Origin of the sequence: Methanolobus sp. ZRKC3 (genome assembly GCF_045291275.1) — an archaeon.
GTDB lineage: Archaea > Halobacteriota > Methanosarcinia > Methanosarcinales > Methanosarcinaceae > Methanolobus.
The window spans coordinates 501588-519062 of record NZ_CP146982.1; the positions used below are offsets into that span (position 1 = coordinate 501588).

Consider the following 17475-nt stretch of genomic DNA (forward strand, 5'->3'; position numbering starts at 1 on the left):
GCTCTCACATGAGCTTATCCGCAAGTCCCCTCATAAACCTAGCATTCAGGTTGATGTCCCCTGTTTGCTTAATCTTATCCTGAATCCTCTTCAAAGTACCTCTGTAAGCAATACCTAGTTTCCTACCCATCTCAGCATCCAGTTGCATTATTTTATCCATGATCTCCTGTTTATTGATGAAGACTTGAGCTTGCCCTATATCCAAGGCTTGGTCATCGATGTTGTTAGCTTCCTTTCCAATGAGAACTACACTATCCGCATGGATATGCCTGCGTTTCATCTGTCCGATAGCCCCTTCATACTTGTATTCGGGATGATTTGCATATTGTAAAATTGTCGTATTCAGAGATTTGAAATATTTAGTTCCCTGCTTGATTTCACCTGTATTGTAGTCTATAAATGGTTCATAGGCTATTTTCTGTGGATCTTTGGAGAAGGGAGCTAGAGGTTTTATTGCTCTGCCATCTTCCTCCACTGCCTGAAATCCCACCAGACAGAAATTGAAGGGTTTGATCTTCTCCTTCCAAGGCTTACCTTCATTGAGCTTCTTGAACCTGTTCCATACATTAGGAGTGCTCACAGCAAGTTTCTGCAGTCTGTCCACCTCATCTGCATCCAATTCCCCTTCAGATGCTAACTTGCTCTGAGTATATTCATCCAGTTCTTCAGGAGATATTAGATGGTCATGAAATTGTGAAGTACCTTCCAACAGGCTTGTTATAAGATCAGAAGGCACAGTAGGAATGGCTATGTATTCAAAATTGAAAGAATCAATATTCTTTGCACCCCATACATGCGAGTGTTCTTTGGTAATCAGGCGAGTTCCGTGATTTATACCCATATCCAGAGAAAAGTCACGTATAAGCTCATTGCAGAAAGAATGAAATGTGGATACAGTGATGCCAGAAGCAGAACCAATATTCTTTTCGATCCTGTCCTGCATCTCAGCTGCAGCTTTCTCAGAGAAGGTCAATGCAAGGATCTTATCCGGCTCAAGACCTCCTTCTATTAACTGTACTACCTTCTCTGTTATTGTTAGTGTCTTTCCGGACCCAGGTCCTGCAAGGATTAGTAGTGGTCCATCGGTGTAAGATACTGCTTTTAATTGAGCGTCGTTAAGGTCTGTAATTCCCAATATTACTACTCCAACATTGTGTTATTTGATCTGCATGACAATAAACGTTATTAAAAATATAAAAGTTCATTGAGATTATTTTGGGAGGGAGTAAATCCTCATGGGCCAAGGGAGAAAATAATGAAGATGAATTCGTGGAGTATACTCTCCGGACAATCGACCCCCAATGTCTCCTACAAATCAGTGAGAGCCAGCCGGGGGAAGTACACCAGGGCCGAGCCTATCAGTGCTCTGTATGAGCAGGGCAAGTTTCATCACGTAGGTTCGTTTCCGGCTCTTGAGGACCAGATGTGCGACTGGGTTCTGGGAGAGGGGGAGCAGTCCTGACCGTGTGGATGCTCTTTGCTGGAGTCTATCAGAGCTTAGCAAATCAAGATATGGACCGCAAAAACTGAACATGTCAGCATTAATCAAAACAAGACCGAGGTAATCTATGAGACCCAAACTCTATGCAACCGTGAGCAAGAATACGACCGCAGTACTTCACCGGGTGATGAAGGAGCAGAATTGTAACAAGAGTCAGGCTGTGGACTTTATTGCGGAGTATTATTCGAAAATGCAGAACAATCTTAGGGAAAAGCAGGTAGAAGAGACTGCTGAGCTTGTGATTGAGAAATTGAAGTTGAAAAAGTTGGTGTAAAGTCAGGATTAGATGCTTTGCACTTTATGCAAGAGATATATACAAGGAAAAAAGTGTACGGTGTTTACACATAATGTGCACGAACACGTGTTTAGGTGGAACTAAAGTTATCTAAGTATTGAATTAGGTGGAGGTTTTATTTGAATATTTCAGATAACCATCCCCTATTTCAACAATTTGGAACTTATCTTCTAAAATATCACCAATTTCAATTGTAGAAGCATCCTTATAGTCTATTAACCAGAGACCTTTTATATAGACTGTCTTTTCTTCACACAAGATATTTTCCACGTTTATTCTATAAACCCAAGCATCTTCATAGTATCCTTCACTTTCAATGTCTTCGAGCAGGAAATTCTCTTTCTCTGTTACTAAAAGTATTTTTTTATCAACCACTTTATTGTCTTTTATGATGTTGACGTGAACTTCATTAGTTCCAACATCAATCGAGTCAACTTCAAATTTATATCCATTTTTCATATCATGTATTTCATTTTCATGCGTCCTATTGAAATTTACTGCATAGTAATTGTGATTTTCTAAGAAATAACCTGTAACTGTAGCAAACGGGTACCAATTCGGGTTGTCAGATATATCATTCACATGTATTCTGTATACTATTGCATCATTTTCTGTTGTCTCAATAACATGATCCCAGTTTTTTGGGACCTCAAAAACTTCAGAATCAATGATTTCTCCATTCTTCATGAAGTCCATGCAAACTTCATTATCCTCAACATCAAGGGATCTTAGTGATATTGCATAGTCTTCTCCAAAACTAAAATTCTGATACAATGGAGGAGCACCACAATAAAGTGTCAATGTATTCATTTGCCCTACTCTAAATATATCATATATAGGAACGTCAAACACTACTGCAGGATACTTCAACAACCAGCCATGCATATAGGCAACACTACGTGTACATGAAATCTTTTTAATGTGTACTTTGAAAACTTCAACATCTTCTAATCCTTCAACATCATCTAGCTTAAGGTTCCAAGTATTATATTCCTGTGATAGGTTAAGGACTGTTTCACCAACAGTATCACCATTGTTTACTGCTTTTAACGAAACTTGATCATTTTCAATATCAATGTTAGTGACTTCAAGGACATATCCATTTTCAAAATCTAAATGCTCTCCTTCAGATAGCTGATGTTCTCCATCATCATCTACAAGGAGTAAAGCAAGTTTATTTGGATTATCATTCTTTAATGGAACAGACTCATTTCCAAATAAATCAATTATATTGTATTTCAGGCCGGCCCAATCGTCTCCACCGTATTCATATTTTCTCTGCTTTGTTGTAATGGTGAAGATGTTTCCATAACCAAAACTTATGTTGTTCCTGTTTTCATTCTCTCCTAAGTCAATAGCAGTAGAACTATCTAATGATGAGTCCGGATCATATGTTTGTACCACACCCTCTGGTAAAGTAGACTCGTCAACTTCAATGATATATCCACCTGGTTTCAAATCATCAAAAATATATTCACCATTTAAATTTGTTTTTGTTGATTTATTTTTACCATCGTAGAAGATTTCAATTGTTACGTTTTCTATTCCATAATCTTCGTAAGCTCTCTCAGAATCTCCATCTTCGTCATTCCAAACATACCCACTTAATGATGGATTAGGAGGTGGTAATTCAATCCCGATAGCTATTACAAAAAAAATAGTCCCCATAACTATTAAAAACACTCCTGTCCCACCACTTACGTTGAGTGGTATGTCTAAGTATGGTAATGTCAGCGATACAGTTGCTCCTGGATCATTGGTTTTAATTTTACCACTAAATTTGAGGGCAATAATAACAAGTCCAGCCATAATAAATATTATTGCAAATATAATAACTGCCCATATTATATAATCAAGATAAATCATTCAGTTCACGCCCCCCTCTTAAACAAAAATGAATTTATTGGTTGAGCATAACATATCCTCTGCCTTGAAATGTATCTCAACTAAATATATCAAACATTATGATATATTCTTTGCGAAGTACTTTTACTAATTATAAAATATTATAGAAAAAAATGGAATGTTTCATTTTCTATTCATTATCCTCCGCAATCCCCAATTCAAACAATTCCGCTTCTCAAATTTGATAGTAAATTATAATCTAATTTAACTTGTCAAATCATATTTAAAATTTTTAATGAATAGTGTTAAATATACATTATACTATAACTTTTAATTGGGGAGTATTATGAAGAAGCTATTAAATGTTATCGAATTCAGGCTCTGTAGAAATCCTCCAAAATATTATTAACCGCAGATGCACGCTGATAAACACAGATGCGATTACATCTGCGTGCACCTGTGTTACCCCTGCTGAACACTTAGCAGGCACTCAACTCCGCAGGAGGTGAGTGTATCTGTGGCTTATAACTCATTAGTTATAGGGTTTCTACAGAGCCGGTAATTGTTTCTGTTTGTTCCTTCTGGATCCTGTAGATAGACTTTTCTTCAAACAGCTCTAATATTATCATGTGGGTAGTGCTTAGATTCATCTCTATAGTAAAATAGAGTCAGTAAAAGATTCTGATGGCTGAATCATGAACTGTAAGAGCTACTAACAAGTTCAAATTCTAGGGGAGAGAAGTCCATGCTGGAAAAAATGATGGAATACATGATGGGAAGGATGGGTAAAGATGAGAAAGAAGATATCATGGAAAAAATGATGGAGAACTTTCTTGCAGACATGACAGAGGAAGATAAAAAGGAAATGATGGAAGACATGATGTCCGAGATGATGGAAGGGGTTGACATGATGGAAATGATGCCCAAGATGATGCCTAGAATGATGCCTAAGATGATGTCCCAGATGATGGGGGGCGAGCAGGATGAAAAAACTTCCATGATGCCTGAAATGATGATGGGTATGATGCCAAATTGTCTCACCATGATGCTTCCCAAAATTCCTACAGGGGAAAGGACAGCCTTTGTACTGAAAATGGTGGGTATATTGGTGGAGCAGGGTTCTTCTGGCATGCTGGAAGAAGATAAGGCTGCCTTTGTTTCAAAGGTGATCGAGAAAATAAAGACATGATGCTATCATGATCTCTATTTTTTAATCCAATTACACGGGAGTGGATGAATTTGAAAAGAACGATGGTCTTAACAGTTTTTTTGATAGGAATGACACTAATGCTTTCCGGATGTGTTAATACGATTAGGGAGCCTTACAATATGCCAGGTTCGGGATACAGGTGGCATGAACCGGGATTCATGTACCCCGAACAATCTGATAAGATGCCTTATGACCGGACAACTTATCCTGATCTCACTACGGAGTTTTCATCCAATGGGGAAATGATCTATTATACTGGCTTTAATGAAAGTAGCCGGCAAATACCCATCAGGGGTGGTCCTCACTGGCTATACATTCATGGTGGCAGTTGTGTAAGTTGCCATGGTGTAAGTGGCAAGGGAAATGTCCCGATAATGATGAGTGCATCCATTCCCTCTGATGTAAGATATGAAGCCCTGACTTCTGTGGATGAGCATTCAGATGAGCATGAGGAGCACCCTCCTTACACCGATGAGAGCATCAAGATCGCTATAATAGAAGGCAAGGATCCATCTGGTGAAGAGTTGGATTATGCAATGCCACGCTGGGATATGTCGGATTCCGATATTGAAGACCTGATCGAATATCTGAAAACACTTTGATGTTTCAGTTTACTATTGAGCGAATATTATTTCACTTGATTCTTTTTTTACGTTTTTTACTTTTGACCAATGGAAAATAAACGCTAGTGGATTCCATTGTTTGGTTCTATTTAAATTTGTCATGGGTTAAGAAGAAAGCAGCTCTATTTTTATTGTCTTTAAATACATGGGTTGGTTGCACGCAACCTATATATGCAAGCAAGTACATGTGTAGCATGTAGACTACATATGCGCTATACATGACACATAGGTGGTTACAAGCTATAAAATGTAAGGTGACGAACATGAAAAAAACAATAATGCTGCTAACTATCGGTGCACTCGTTCTGCTTGTCAGTGGGATCGGTGCCGTAAACGCACAAACGAATGAAGACAATAATGCCTGGTATGGTCCCATGTATAACTGGATGGCAAATAACATGGGAGGCTATGGTTATGGACCTGGAGCTTGCTGGGGAAACTATGGATCTAACTATGCAGGTACAACACAGGAAGTAACTGTTGGATCAGTTGATGATGCTTATGACATTGCAAAGACCGAGATAAGTGCTGATGTATCAATTGACAACATTTACCAGATGGGTAGATGGTGGGTTGTTTACTACACAGATGATGATGGTGCGATAAAACAGGGACGCATTGATTCATTCACAGGCGAAGTAATCACTGATTTCAACACCCTCTCTGACAATTACCAGTATAGAAACTCTGGCCGTAATTACAGAGATGGAATGGGCTATGGTATGATGTATGGCAACTAAGCCATACACATTAAACGTAGTTATGTAAAAACGAGGTAAGTTCATGATGTATGGAGGCTACGGTGGATCTGGACTTTTTGGAGGAATGGGTATGATCTTTACTATACTTATCATCATAGCAATAATCTGGTTTGTTTCTTCAGGCTTTGGCAGAAATGGAAGGGATAACTATGATAGTTATGATTCAAGGGTCTCAGTAATTGAAAGAAATCAGGAGGAGAACAAAGAAATGTTGAATAAGATCCTTCGGAAACTTGAGTGAAAGTATCTATGAAAGTCTTGAAACAACCTATATTAATAACACAAGGATACAACAAAAAATGTCAGAAAAAACTATTATCCCTGTTCTTAACAACACAACAGCGAATTCTGAAGCAGATGATTCAGCCTGCACTGGATGTGGAAAAGGTGGTTGTTGTGGGGGATTTGGGATTAAAGTAGGATCTGAAAAGGATGTAGTTTACAGGAATATACTTCTGTATATCGGCATGGGACTCATTATATTTGCCACCACCTATCTAATAATGCAATTGCTGGCATGGCTAATGTAGATAATGTAGTTCACTCTGCTGACTGGATAACTTTTGACATATCCTTAATTCAAATAGTTCACAACGACAAGATCATTATATGTAGTAAATTCAAGTTAAAATATTAACATCTTATAAATTTGTATATAATATAAAATTAGGAGTGATTTGATGGGAAGAAAATTAATGGTGATGAGTGTGGTTATTCTGGGAATATTTTTGGTGCTTTCTTCCACAGCCCTGGCATCTTCCGGGAAAAAGTGGAATGACCATGATGCTCCCTGGGATTTTTTCTTTAATGATACAATGCATGATGGCCACCATGAGTTCAAAGCAGTGGGACAATTAAACGACAATGGATATCCTGAAAAGGCCAACGGTTTCATGTACATAAGTTATGATGAAGACGGAAATGCCATTCATGGTACGGACAGGGTTGGCTGGCAGGTCCATGGTATCTTTGGTAACGCAACATATAATGGTGAATCTGCTGAATATCTCTGGACCGTGAATGCTGAAGCTGTTCCAAAACCACAGGGATATGTGCACTGGCATCCACTTGACGGACGTGCTGGAAAAGTAATAGGGGATGATTATCCTGGCTATTTCCTGAAGCACACTGCAGTAGAATCATTCTACTTCTTGCCGCAAAGTAGATGGGTATCTCCAGGTATAGACTATGATATCCACAATGATTTCAATACCAGTCTATAAATAATACCCATTCTATTTTTTTTGAAATGGACAAAAATTGAGAGATGAAGTATAACAATGATGGATAGCGGAATGTATGGGACTTATGGCTCTGTATGGGGCTTGTTTTTGAACATAGTACTTATTTTGATAATAGTCTGGGTGTCAGTGACATTGTTAAACAGGTCTAGTCTTGTTGGTTCTGGAAATAACGAACGTCTTGCAAGAGTAGAAAAGGATGTAGAGGACATCAAACAAATGGTAGCTGATATCAAAGAGAAACTTGATGAGATCTAAAGTCCTGATACATTTAATTTCAAAAAAGAGGCCTTTCAAATGACAATGACACTCCAGCAGATCATAAAGATAGGGGAGGCGATCTCACACCCTGTCAGATTAAAGTTGTTGTATTTGCTTTCAGAGAGAGAAAGGTACGTGTATGAGTTATCTAAGGATCTGAACCTGTCCCGGCAGGTAATTCAGTTGCACTTAAAACGTCTTGAGAATGCAGGATTTATTGAAAGTGATCTGAGACTTGAAGATGACGATAACCGGGCCAAGAAATTCTTCAAGCTAAAGGAATTTGATGTTAAACTTGAGATCGAGGATCTGGCAAAAGTATTTCAATGACTGTTGTAAACCTGTAGAAGATGGTTGTTTTTAGAACAACATTAAAGACGTTACTTTTTTCTAAAATTAAGTAAAATCTGTTTTGTAATATTTCCTGCATTTTTGATATATGTTTAGATGTGCGAAAACGGATCATTGTTACAATCTATTCGCATATTCATCAGCTTCAAACTGAATTCTCTCTGCTGTTAGTGAAGGGAATCTCTTTCTTTGAGTATTTTGCTGATAAATTCCTCTGCTTCAGATATTATACTTTTTTGCCCGGATTTTACACTTACAGAAGTCTTTATATCTGGTTACATCCCATTTTTATTTGGGTTAAATTATCAGGTTATGATGGGGTGATGGAATGACAGAGCCGTTGAAACCACTTGCTTTTAGCTTTGCTGCTGCAATTGTTTCAGCGATAGTTATGCTGGTGTTAGGTATACTCGGGAATCTTGGATTATATATAGGATCCGTTGAAATGATGCGGCAAATGCATCTTTTCTTCTCGTTGAGTTTGTGGGTATCGTCTCCGGGATGATGGTGGCTGCAATAATCTCGTTTGTTATCGCATACTTGTTCGGATTTGTCTATAATAAGTTTATTTGATACTGGAAGTGGGGTCTAATGGAACATGAAATGGGTTCATCGGGTGGGGCTGGAAATGGTCCCGAAATGTCACATGAGCATGGGATGGGACATGAGGGGAAAAGTCATCATGTTTACATGATGGAAGACTTCAAGAAGAGATTCATTATTTCATCTATTCTCACGATACCGGTTCTGATCCTTTCCCCTGCGGTTCAGGGTTTATTGGGATTTGAACTAAAGTTTCCTGGCTCCAATCTGCTTTTGCTTGCCCTCTCAACTATAATCTATTTTTATGGTGGCCATCCTTTCCTGAAAGGAATATTCACTGAGTTCAAAGCCAAAAATCCAGGGATGATGACCCTGATAGCTATTGCAATAAGCGTAGCCTATCTCTACAGTGCTGCAGTTGTTCTTGGATTGCCGGGGAAATTCTTCTTCTGGGAACTTGTGACCCTTATAGATGTGATGTTGCTGGGTCACTGGGTGGAGATGCGCTCTGTCATAGGTGCTTCAAGAGCTCTTGAGGAGCTTGTCCTGATAATGCCTTCAGAAGCCCATATTGTGAGGGATGGACAGATCCTCGATGTTCATGTGGATGAATTGAAGGCTGGAGATGTGGTGCTTGTCAAACCCGGGGAAAAAGTACCTGTTGACGGAATTGTGCTTAAAGGGGATACCAGTGTCAATGAGGCAATGCTAACGGGTGAATCGAAACCTGCCTCTAAAAAACCCGATGATGAGGTTATAGGTGGATCGATCAATGGCGAAGGTTCCATACATGTGGAAGTCAAAAAAACAGGTAAGGACACCTACCTGAATCAGGTCGTAGAACTGGTGAGGACAGCACAGGAAAGTAAATCCAAAACCCAGGACCTTGCAAACAGGGCTGCTCTGTTTCTCACAATAATAGCCATCAGTGTAGGTACCATTACTCTGGCTGTATGGTTGTATGTTGGTCAGGAATTCGTTTTTGCCATTGAAAGGGCAGTTACAGTAATGGTTATTGCATGTCCCCATGCTCTGGGCCTTGCCATACCGCTTGTTGTTGCTGTTTCCACATCACTGGGAGCTAGCTCGGGTCTGCTGATAAGGGAGCGACAAGCCTTCGAGCGAGCAAGGAATCTTGAAGCTATAGTTTTCGATAAGACCGGAACGCTCACAGAAGGAAAGTTCGGAGTTACGGACGTAATTCCAATGGCAGAGTTGAATGAAGATGATATACTGGCATGGGCTGCATCCCTTGAAATAAACTCGGAGCATCCCATTGCCCTTGGTTTGGTCAACACTGTGAAAGAGAGGGGTCTTGATACATTTACTGTTGAAGACTTCCAGTCAATACCCGGGAAGGGTGTTGAAGGTAATGTCATGGGAAAAAAACTGAAAGTGGTCAGTCCCAACTATCTTAAGGAAAAGAACGTGAAAGTTCTAAACGATCAGATAGAAAAGATCAAACAGCAGGGCAAGACAGTTGTTTTTTTGCTTGAAGATGATAAACCGGTTGCTGCAATAGGACTTGCAGATATTATCAGGAAGGAATCGAAAGAAGCCATTGAGAAACTTCGCTCAATGGGTGTAAAGTGCATGATGCTCACAGGAGACAACAGCTTCGTTGCAAAGTGGGTGGCAGAAGATCTGGGCCTTGATGATTATTTCGCTGAAGTATTGCCACATGAAAAATCCCAGACAATAAAGGATATTCAGGAAAAATATACCGTTGCCATGGTTGGTGACGGAGTAAACGATGCTCCTGCTCTGGTTCAGGCAGACGTAGGCATTGCCATTGGTGCAGGTACGGACGTAGCAGTTGAAAGTGCGGATATAATTCTTGTCAGGAATGACCCCAGGGATGTAGTTAATATCATCTCCCTGTCAAAGAGAACCTACTCAAAGATGTTCCAGAATATTCTCTGGGCAACAGGTTACAATGCATTTGCCATTCCCCTGGCCGCAGGAGTATTGTTCGGCTACGGTATACTGCTGACTCCAGCAGCAGGTGCAGTTCTTATGAGCCTCAGTACGGTGATAGTTTCTTTGAATGCAAGATCTCTAAAGATGAAATAAATTGCCTTTATTTGCATGAAGATAAGCATTGATGTAGAAAATATAGGAAAAGCCTGGTAACATACAATCAGGCGTGTAAAAATGAGGAAGTGATGGTGTTATGGGACTTATTGATCCAAAATTAGTAGCAGTCAAAGACCCTGTCTGCGGAATGAAAATTGATGAAGGTGCTACAAAGTTCAAAAGCGACTATAAAGGGGAAACCTATTCTTTTTGTTCTCTTTCATGCAAGAAAAAGTTTGATGAAGATCCAGAAAAGTATATTGATTTTTACTCTGGAGGCGAATAATGAAAATTGTCATTGCTGACCCAATATACCTTCCTGAAGAATACCGAAAAAAACTAGAGGCAATTGGTGAGTTATACATTTTCGATACAATACCTTCATCGTTGGATGAATTCATTGAAAGGATAAAAGATGCAGATATAGTCTTGATTGGAAGGTATGAATTTTCAAAGGAAGCTTTTCTCCACGCCACATGTCTCAAGATGATTTCCGTATGGCAGACTGGATATGACCATATAGATCTTGATTCAGCAACAAAAAATGATGTAATTGTATCGAATGTACCTGGTTACGCCTTCGATGCAGTGGCAGAGTTAGTATTTGCTTTTGCTCTCAATTTGTTCAGAAAAGTGCATGTAGCTGATAGTAAAATACGTAAAGGAATGTTCGATTGGCGAGATTATGTAGGCAATCAGTTAATGGGTAAGACGATAGGTGTGATTGGGGCTGGAAATATCGGTATAAGAGTAATACAGATTGCCCATGGCTTTAATATGAATGTGATTTCTACACCTTCTCATCCTGATCCACAAAAAGAACTAAGATTAGGAGTCAAATTCGTGGACCTGGATATCCTGCTTTCAGAATCAGATATTGTCACCTTACATGTACCACTCACTCCTGCTACGGAAAAAATGATTGGAAGGGCAGAACTGGCGAAGATGAAACCAACTTCAATCTTGATCAATACTTCAAGGGGGAAAATAATTGACGAGGGAGCTTTGATAGAAATTCTCAGAGAAGGAAAGATCAGGGGGGCAGGACTTGATGTTTTTGAAAATGAGCCGCTTACGCAAGATAGTCCTCTTATGAAACTGGATAATGTTGTCCTCACACCTCATATAGCATTCCTTTCAGAAGAATCACTTGAGGAGTGTACATATATCTGTGTAGAGAATGTGGAGAAATTTGTGGAAGATGAACCTCAGAACATTGTAAATCCAGATGTTTTGGGCAAATAAGTAAAATTACCCTATGGCATGAGCATAAATTCATTACAGCCACTTTAAATTTAAGATTAAAGAAATTTCAAGGCGGAGGGGGGAGAAACTATGAAAAAACAGCTCTGTAAAAAACCTATTTTCTATTTTATATTGCTCAAGCCAGAGTTACAGCTATGATTCATCTTGGAATGATTGACAATTCTTTGAAGAATAATAACAATGAAGTGGAGGGTTTCTAAATGAAAATGCTTCTCCTTAATGGTCACGGTATAGATATACGTGTCAATAGTGCTAAAATACGTATCAAAAATGGAAGAACCTCTCCCAACGAAGAGCCTGAGCAATACGTATTCTCTCCAAAAAGGATGGATATAGATCACATCATAGTTTATGGCAGAAATGGAAACCTGACTCTTGATGATGTTAGATGGTTGATAAAACATAATGTTCAGATCTCTATTCTTAATTGGGATAGCAAACTCCTAACTACTATGCAGCCTCCTGAAATACTGTTCAAAATCGTTCTGAATTGACCTGAAAGATTGTTACTAAACATCGCTTCGTAACCTAAATATAATGAACTGCTCAAGTAGATTATGACGTATTATTGTAGCATTGCTGGTTAAAACCAATACAATGTAAAGAGTGGAGGAAAATATATGGGAGAATATGAAGACACTATAGAAGATATAGAGAAGAGTCTAGGCATTGTTCCTGGATTCATGAAGGCTTTACCAAAAGAAGCACTAATTCAGGATTGGCCCCTTTTTAAGAGGTATACTCTTGAAGAAACAGATATACCAGCAAAATACAGGGAACTTATGTCATTGGCTGTTGCAGCCAATTTAAAATGTCCTTATTGTGAGTTATTCCATAGAAGTGTGGCTAATATGATGGGTGCTAATGAAGAGGAATTTGCTGAAACGGTATTTCTGGCCAGTTTCACTACAAGATGGAGTGCCATGATTCATGCCCAGCACTACGATTATGATACTTTTGCCAAAGAACTTCATCAGATTGGTGAATATTTGAAGAAAGATGCATAAATTATGAGGGTTATAAAGAATGTTATTTATGATTAGTCTTAAACACACACCTGAACAGTGTTTTGCAAGAGAAGAATACAAGGCAGAAATGAAGCAATGGGCTGAGGAAATGAAAAATTCAGCAGAGAAACTGGATATAAAAATAAATGGAGCATACGTTTGTCCTAACGAGCATATTTTCTATTTCATCCTCGAATCAGACAGTTTGATGGCAATTTCGGAATTCTTAAAACCACCGATGCTGACACATCACGCCGCAAAGATCACTCCTATAATGACAATCGAAGAGACAGTCAAAGGAAGCACATTGCTAAAAGAATAAATCAAATCGTGCGATCATGATAGAAATATTCTATCTAATCGCACATCTCTTGGCTCTTTGAAATCTATTTTTATTTTTTAATTTGTATCACTGTACTGTATTATTTAAAGAACTCTATTTTTCTTTTTTCAATTCATCAAAACATAGATAATTTGTGTTTTAAGTTCGGTTTTTTGACGTTACCTATGTCCCCGCACGTTACGTTGGGGATATAGTTAATGCCAAAAAACACTACGCTTTTGTAAGAATGTTCCACAACAAACGATTAAGTCCTTTGAAAAAAATCAAGACATGGTCAGAAATCTAAATTTCAATCCAAAATTAATCGGCACATGATCATTCCTCGTTATCAGGAAAAAATAAAATGCTTAGGCTCTAATAAGCCCAAGCAAAGCCAAAGTATAATACAATATTAACAAAAATACGGCAGTTGCCTCTCTTTTTGTCCATTCTTTCTGCCCATTTACAAGTCCTTTAAATGCGGATATGTAGCTTACCAGTGAATTATTTTCATGAGATTCTTCTTTCTTTGCTTCTTTTACCTCGGCAATCGACCGGCATATCCAAAGAAGGAAAACGTATCCTGCCATCAGGGAAAGTAATGAAAAATCCGGATGTGACCATGTTCCAAGTGTTTCTCCTGCAATTTCATTAAGGACTGTGAAGAATCCTGTAAAGTATGCAAGTCTTAAAAGGTTGAAATTTGTAAACAGCATAAATGCAAGTATAAATTTAATAGATGTGTTTAGAGGGTCCTTTGTCAGATCAAAGTAGCTGTAGTCTGCCAGTATAAGCAGAACAAAGCTTAAGATAATGAAATGATTTGTAAAATGGAACCATTTGAATCCTGAATATTGTTTTTCGAATATATTCCAGAGATTGTAGGAGGACCAGAATATTGTTCCATAGCCGGGCAATATCCAGATTGGAACATTCCCTATTGCACCACCGAGGTATGTGAAGTATCCGTATTGTACACCCAATAATTCATGTATGAACCCAAAAAGGGATGCTATCACAAGGAATGTTTTCCCTTCTGTTTTGCTGTTCTTCCAAAAAATGATCCATAGTACAGAGAGTATAATTGTAGGAGTAATTTCATCTTTTGTCAGGATATATATGCAAGAATACCAAGTATTGTGAAAAGCATGAACAGACAAAAGTACAATGGAGTATTGACAAGTATTCTGCTTTTGTTTTCAATGTATCCCAGGGGGACTGATCCATTCATAAACAGGACTCCTTGATATTACTAGTCTAACCAATTACAGGTCCAGAAAAATACAGGAGATCATAACGGAATATAAATATTGATGTGAATATAATTATTGTGCCAAAACGTTTCCAAATTTAAAATGATTTTTATTGAGAAATCACTTAAAGAACAATTAGGCCCTCATAATATAAATGTATTGGAACAGTCCCGTTCTCATAGGCGGCCATACATAAGATCATACATCGATGTCTATTTTTATTTATTGAAAAGTTTATTTTTTTTGTTCATTCAAAGAACAAATAAAAAAACTATTTTAACATTTAATTATATTTATTCCCAAGTCTCCAACCTTTCCTTAACATGAGCATTCAGACTAAATGGTTTATCGCTCTTAGCATTCTTCTTCATGTAATGCAAACTTCCTTTTCTATGGGTTATCTTCATCCCTATTTCCTTTATTTGGCAGAAAAGTTGAAGATCCTGAATATGAGGAAATGTCATAACGACATTTTCTCCAATACTTTCCTCATCTCCTTCGTGCCCAACTTAAAATCCCCTTCTCTCAACCTGTCCTTCAATTTTTTCAATGTACTCCTGTACTTAATCCCAATATCCCTAGCATCAGCAGGAGTTAAATTTAGAACAAATTCTCTTATCTTTTCGATATCAGGATACATTTCAACCGTATTGCTCTCAAGCTCCTGCATCTCAACCTTATTGGCTTCCTTGCCAATATACACGCATCCTTTAGGCTTCAGATGTCTCCTTTGCAGAACTCCAACATCTCCTTCAAATTTGGCTTCTGAATGGTCTATGTAATCGAGGAAAACATCACTTAATGGCTTCCAGTATTCCCTTCCCCGAAGCATGTTTCCTGTATTGTAATCTATGAAAGGATTCTCAACAGCAACCTGTGGATTCTTGTTGAAAGGCGCAACAGGTTTCACCTTCTTATCATCTTCGTTAACCGTTGTTCCATTTCCAACAAGCATGAAATTGAAAGGCTTGATCTTCTTATCAAATGGCTTCCCTTCATTCATCTTTTTGAATCTTCTCAGGATAGTTCCTGTTGAAACTGCAAGATTGGAGATCACTGCATAATTCTCATATTTCTCTAACACATCAGACAAGCTTTCAGGGTGGAAATGAACATTGAGAATGTCATCCCATAGTCTCTTATGCCATTGGTCTCCTTCCTTCAATTCCCTGCTAAATGGGTTTGTAATGTGTCCTAATCCATGTAGTTTATAGAATAGCTTCTTGCCTTCAGGAATAACAACCTTACTTCCATTTTTATGAAACAAACAGTATCTCTTAGAACTAATTCCATAGAACCATATGTCTTCCATACCATCCTCTATTTCCAGAATTGGCAAATTGAAATCATAAGGATTTAGAGAATCAAAGAGATGACTTAATTCATGTGCAAGATGTGGAGGAACAAAGATCGAATCCGTATCCATGTAAGCATGTACCTCTCCCTTATCCATCACAAACTTCTCTGCAATTGCAAGTAAAAGTCTTGCTCCTGCTGTAATATTAGCTCCAATGATAGGATTAAAGTATTTACCTGGCTGTTCATATTTGCCTTCAGACTCAAAATTAACATTGCTGAATACTCTCAGTTTTTCCTCATCCTTTGGATGCATCTCAATGTAAATTCCATATGTAGTAGAATTGTTGAGAATCTTTAAGGCTCGCTGTTGTGCATCCAGAACATCATATTCATGAGAGTCCTTAGATACTCTTTTCATCTCATCCTTGATCTCTTGCCTTCTCTCAACAAGGACTTTGATAAGATTGTCTTCCTTTGGATTCACATGAACACCATAGACCTCCGAATCTTTGAGATTCTCCTGTATGCCTTCAGGAATGAATCTGATAGCTCTCTTTATCTTAGGTGACTTGCCTGTAAGCAGCTTTGAAGCTAGAATATCAGGAAGGAAGTAATAAAGCGATTCATTCGCCGTTATGTGATTAACGCCGATATTCAACGTTCCATCTTCTCCCGCGTACTTCGTTCTAACGGGGAGAATATCACCATCAGGCTCGATTTCAACAACGACGTTTAACTGCTTCCACAAATCGCGGTCAAGTGCATCCGCGAATGTGAATGCCTCGATCAATCGCCTCTGTTCTCCATTGATTGAGTATTGCTTTTGAATGAGCAAGAACCAAGACATTCAATTTTCCATGAGTGTTGAACAAATGTTCAGCAATAGCGAGTCCAACTAAAGTTTTACCACTGGCTGTTGCCATCTCAAGAATACCTTTTCCTCCGTTTTCAAGCCATTTTTCTAAAGCTTCGGCTTGATGAGGCCATGGTTTCATCATCAGTTTTGGTCTACTTGAAAAATCTGTCAAATATTCAGGTGGAGCAAATAAATTATTAGAAAAATTATCTAGTTTATCACTATCCATCAATCTAATGAACAACTCGATAGCAAAAACCGAACTCCCAATTGAAGCAACCTTATAACAATCATTTATCATTGATGTTGTTCCGGTACAATCCATAGATAACTTTCTCAATAAATTCAATTGATATATTAGTGAAAATGGTCTTAAGGTCGAGATTAAAGTTTCTCTGAATAGTGAAAAATCATCTTTGAAATTATTTAATTTATCTAAATCAATCTTTTCACCGATTACACTAAGAGATGCATCAGCAACAAAATGCTGTAAATTTTTGTAATTTTCGGGATTATAAAAATCAAGTTGTAAAAAAAATCGATTGTTATAATGATCATATTTGTGATCATAATAATTCAATAGCTCAGCATCAGCAATGCCAAGTGCTGAAGCAATAGGTAATCCATTCAATTTATTTTCCTTGAATTGTTCAAAAGAAAAATCATCATAATTTCTAATCCAAGCTTTTTCGTGAGGAAATATCATTATGATGCACCTAAAGCTACATTAAGAATAAATCAAGTTATTGTATACGTGTAATATAC

The 17475-nt window shown here is 38.1% G+C and carries 22 protein-coding genes; 17 read left to right on the forward strand and 5 right to left on the reverse strand.

Features of this window, described 5'->3' with window-relative positions; all coding sequences use genetic code 11:
• Positions 1-4: 4 nt before the first annotated feature.
• Positions 5-1135, reverse strand: coding sequence for a UvrD-helicase domain-containing protein (locus V7O66_RS02410; RefSeq protein ID WP_406661396.1), 1131 nt, complete (start codon positions 1133-1135; stop codon positions 5-7).
• A 126-nt stretch (positions 1136-1261) separates the two neighbouring features.
• Between V7O66_RS02410 and V7O66_RS02415 the strand changes: the two genes are divergently transcribed.
• Positions 1262-1462: a hypothetical protein gene (locus tag V7O66_RS02415; RefSeq protein WP_406662538.1), complete on the forward strand. Its 201-nt coding sequence runs from the start codon at positions 1262-1264 to the stop codon at positions 1460-1462.
• A 106-nt stretch (positions 1463-1568) separates the two neighbouring features.
• Positions 1569-1775 (forward strand): hypothetical protein, encoded by a 207-nt coding sequence (locus V7O66_RS02420; protein ID WP_406661397.1) that lies wholly within the window; start codon positions 1569-1571, stop codon positions 1773-1775.
• A 123-nt stretch (positions 1776-1898) separates the two neighbouring features.
• Here the strand turns inward: V7O66_RS02420 and V7O66_RS02425 are convergent, their stop codons facing one another.
• The gene (locus V7O66_RS02425) at positions 1899-3662 is read right to left on the reverse strand and encodes an S-layer protein domain-containing protein (RefSeq protein ID WP_406661398.1); all 1764 of its coding nucleotides are present in this window, start codon (positions 3660-3662) and stop codon (positions 1899-1901) included.
• Between the two features lie 724 nt (positions 3663-4386).
• Between V7O66_RS02425 and V7O66_RS02430 the strand changes: the two genes are divergently transcribed.
• The 15 genes from V7O66_RS02430 (at position 4387) to V7O66_RS02500 (ending at position 13302) form a co-directional block, all read left to right on the forward strand.
• The gene (locus V7O66_RS02430; RefSeq protein WP_406661399.1) at positions 4387-4830 is read left to right on the forward strand and encodes a hypothetical protein; all 444 of its coding nucleotides are present in this window, start codon (positions 4387-4389) and stop codon (positions 4828-4830) included.
• Positions 4831-4874: 44 nt separating this feature from the next.
• On the forward strand, positions 4875-5453 hold the full coding sequence (locus tag V7O66_RS02435) for a c-type cytochrome (protein ID WP_406661400.1): 579 nt from the start codon (positions 4875-4877) through the stop codon (positions 5451-5453).
• A 284-nt stretch (positions 5454-5737) separates the two neighbouring features.
• Positions 5738-6214, forward strand: coding sequence for a hypothetical protein (locus V7O66_RS02440; RefSeq protein ID WP_406661401.1), 477 nt, complete (start codon positions 5738-5740; stop codon positions 6212-6214).
• A 43-nt stretch (positions 6215-6257) separates the two neighbouring features.
• Positions 6258-6476 carry a hypothetical protein gene (locus V7O66_RS02445; RefSeq protein WP_406661402.1) on the forward strand — a complete coding sequence of 73 codons (219 nt, stop codon included), beginning with the start codon at positions 6258-6260 and terminating at the stop codon, positions 6474-6476.
• A 58-nt stretch (positions 6477-6534) separates the two neighbouring features.
• The gene (locus V7O66_RS02450) at positions 6535-6765 is read left to right on the forward strand and encodes a hypothetical protein (protein ID WP_406661403.1); all 231 of its coding nucleotides are present in this window, start codon (positions 6535-6537) and stop codon (positions 6763-6765) included.
• Positions 6766-6915: 150 nt separating this feature from the next.
• On the forward strand, positions 6916-7458 hold the full coding sequence (locus tag V7O66_RS02455) for a hypothetical protein (protein WP_406661404.1): 543 nt from the start codon (positions 6916-6918) through the stop codon (positions 7456-7458).
• A 57-nt stretch (positions 7459-7515) separates the two neighbouring features.
• On the forward strand, positions 7516-7734 hold the full coding sequence (locus V7O66_RS02460; RefSeq protein WP_406661405.1) for a hypothetical protein: 219 nt from the start codon (positions 7516-7518) through the stop codon (positions 7732-7734).
• A gap of 39 nt (positions 7735-7773) precedes the next feature.
• Entirely contained in the window at positions 7774-8067 is a 294-nt protein-coding gene (locus V7O66_RS02465) for an ArsR/SmtB family transcription factor (RefSeq protein ID WP_406661406.1), read from the forward strand.
• 349 nt (positions 8068-8416) lie between these two features.
• Entirely contained in the window at positions 8417-8593 is a 177-nt protein-coding gene (locus V7O66_RS02470; protein ID WP_406661407.1) for a hypothetical protein, read from the forward strand.
• An 86-nt stretch (positions 8594-8679) separates the two neighbouring features.
• Positions 8680-10704: a heavy metal translocating P-type ATPase gene (locus V7O66_RS02475; RefSeq protein WP_406661408.1), complete on the forward strand. Its 2025-nt coding sequence runs from the start codon at positions 8680-8682 to the stop codon at positions 10702-10704.
• Between the two features lie 100 nt (positions 10705-10804).
• Positions 10805-10993, forward strand: coding sequence for a YHS domain-containing protein (locus tag V7O66_RS02480; RefSeq protein ID WP_406661409.1), 189 nt, complete (start codon positions 10805-10807; stop codon positions 10991-10993).
• On the forward strand, positions 10993-11952 hold the full coding sequence (locus V7O66_RS02485) for a 2-hydroxyacid dehydrogenase (protein WP_406661410.1): 960 nt from the start codon (positions 10993-10995) through the stop codon (positions 11950-11952). Before V7O66_RS02480 ends, V7O66_RS02485 begins: the two co-directional genes overlap by 1 nt.
• 221 nt (positions 11953-12173) lie before the next feature.
• Positions 12174-12467 carry a hypothetical protein gene (locus V7O66_RS02490; protein ID WP_406661411.1) on the forward strand — a complete coding sequence of 98 codons (294 nt, stop codon included), beginning with the start codon at positions 12174-12176 and terminating at the stop codon, positions 12465-12467.
• Between the two features lie 126 nt (positions 12468-12593).
• Complete coding sequence (locus tag V7O66_RS02495) at positions 12594-12980, forward strand: carboxymuconolactone decarboxylase family protein (RefSeq protein ID WP_406661412.1); 387 nt, start codon at positions 12594-12596, stop codon at positions 12978-12980.
• A gap of 19 nt (positions 12981-12999) precedes the next feature.
• Positions 13000-13302 carry a DUF3303 domain-containing protein gene (locus tag V7O66_RS02500; RefSeq protein ID WP_406661413.1) on the forward strand — a complete coding sequence of 101 codons (303 nt, stop codon included), beginning with the start codon at positions 13000-13002 and terminating at the stop codon, positions 13300-13302.
• Positions 13303-13670: 368 nt separating this feature from the next.
• Here V7O66_RS02500 and V7O66_RS02505 read toward each other — a convergent pair whose 3' ends face one another.
• The 3 genes from V7O66_RS02505 to V7O66_RS02515 all read right to left on the reverse strand — a co-directional run bounded on the left by V7O66_RS02505 (position 13671) and on the right by V7O66_RS02515 (position 17416).
• Positions 13671-14462 (reverse strand): hypothetical protein, encoded by a 792-nt coding sequence (locus V7O66_RS02505; RefSeq protein ID WP_406661414.1) that lies wholly within the window; start codon positions 14460-14462, stop codon positions 13671-13673.
• A gap of 553 nt (positions 14463-15015) precedes the next feature.
• Positions 15016-16644 (reverse strand): DNA polymerase domain-containing protein, encoded by a 1629-nt coding sequence (locus tag V7O66_RS02510; RefSeq protein WP_406661415.1) that lies wholly within the window; start codon positions 16642-16644, stop codon positions 15016-15018.
• Entirely contained in the window at positions 16610-17416 is an 807-nt protein-coding gene (locus V7O66_RS02515; RefSeq protein WP_406661416.1) for a DEAD/DEAH box helicase, read from the reverse strand. Before V7O66_RS02515 ends, V7O66_RS02510 begins: the two co-directional genes overlap by 35 nt.
• Positions 17417-17475 lie beyond the last annotated feature (59 nt).